This is a genomic window from Mesorhizobium sp. M7D.F.Ca.US.004.03.1.1 (assembly GCF_003998635.1).
Taxonomy (GTDB): Bacteria; Pseudomonadota; Alphaproteobacteria; order Rhizobiales; family Rhizobiaceae; genus Mesorhizobium; species Mesorhizobium loti.
The window spans coordinates 1-1,467 of record NZ_RZQG01001219.1; the positions used below are offsets into that span (position 1 = coordinate 1).

Genomic DNA, 1,467 nt, shown 5'->3' on the forward strand with positions numbered 1-1,467 from the left:
CGGGCCGCACAGCGCGGTTGAAGGTGGAAAGCGCGGCGGCCTATTCCCCCGAAACGCCGCGGCTGATCGGGGAAATGAATGGCGTGCTCCAGGTCCCGCCGACGAAGAACGACGACTGGTTGGGGCCTTGCTGACCATTGGTCTGTGTTGCCGCCTGGTCCGCCTGAATGACACCACCGGACAAGGCCAGTCCTCGGCCGGCGTAGGACGCGATGCCGGACAGCCAGATCTTGTACTTCGCCGAATTGGCCTCGGCCTTGTCGATCCGTGCCACGCCCTTTGAAATGCTGGCCTTGATCTCGGCGCCGTCGATCGGCAGCGTTCCGTCGGAGACGTCATCAAGCGCGAAGAAGCCGCCTTGCTCGGTATGCTTGAGGAAGGCCGGCAGGTTGAGCTTGCTCAACGCACCCTGTCCAAAGGTCGCCGAGACTGAGCCGTCGGCATTGTCGAAGATGGAGTCCCAGGTTCTGCCCGGTCCCTTGAGGATCACCGAGACGGTACCCGTGCCGACCGGCACCAGCCGGGTCATTCCGGCCGCCGTGCCGAAAGCACCGCCGTCAATGTCGGACGCCAGCAGCCGGATCTCGACCTGCGAGCCTTCCGGCTTGCGGTCGAAGCGAAGGCTGGTCTGGATGTTGCCGCCGAAGGCCGAGGCGTCGGAGATGTCGAAGACGGAAAGACCGTCCTTGACCTGGGCGGTGGCGGCGACATCGGCGAGCTGGATAGGTCCCGCCGTGGCGTGTGCTGCCGACAACCTCAGATCGAGGTTGATCTTGTCGGCGAAACTGGTGTCGATTTCGCCAGGCCCCGCCCCTCCGGTTGGCGCCAGCGGCGTGAAGGCCGACAGGAACGATCTGAGGTCGAGCGTGTCGAAAGCGAGCGTGCCGGAGATCACCGGCTGTGCTTCGCCAAGCGAGAGGTCCAGCGCACCCATTCCCGGATTGTTGTCCAGGGCAATGGCCGTGTTGTCGAACTTGACGCGCCCGCCGGTCGCCGTGATCTTGCTGGAAATGCTGACCGAGCCGATCGCAGCACCCGGAGCGATGCCGGCCTGCGACCATTCCAGGACACGCCGCAGCGAGGGTGCCGAGAATTTCGCCTGACCGTCGAAATAGGTATTTTCGGACATGCTGGCCGTGCCATCGAACGAGAAGGTAGCGGGTGCCGCCTTGAAGGACAGCGTGAGCGGCGCCGTACCGCCGGCAAACAGCACAAGCGGTTTCGGCGAGGCGACGTCCAGCGCAACGCTTTCGCCGCGCCAGATCCCTGTTGCCGACAGCGTCGCATTGCTGTTCATCGCCGCCCAATTCGCCTGGCCGGTCAAACTGCTCAGGATTTCGACGTCCTTGCCGGCAATGGAGGCCACCATACGGCCGTCGCGGAACTCCACCGTGCCGAAGGTGTCGGCCGGCAGCTTGTCGAGGTCCGGCTTGGCGGGGTCGGCATTGACCACGCGGCGGGCCGTAT

1 protein-coding gene is annotated in these 1,467 nt (G+C 64.8%); it reads right to left on the minus strand.

Annotated elements, in window-relative coordinates; genetic code table 11:
* Positions 1-40 precede the first annotated feature (40 nt).
* Positions 41-1,467, minus strand: a 1,427-nt coding sequence (locus EN935_RS35760) for an AsmA family protein (protein ID WP_164771673.1), incomplete at its 5' end; no start/stop codon positions are given.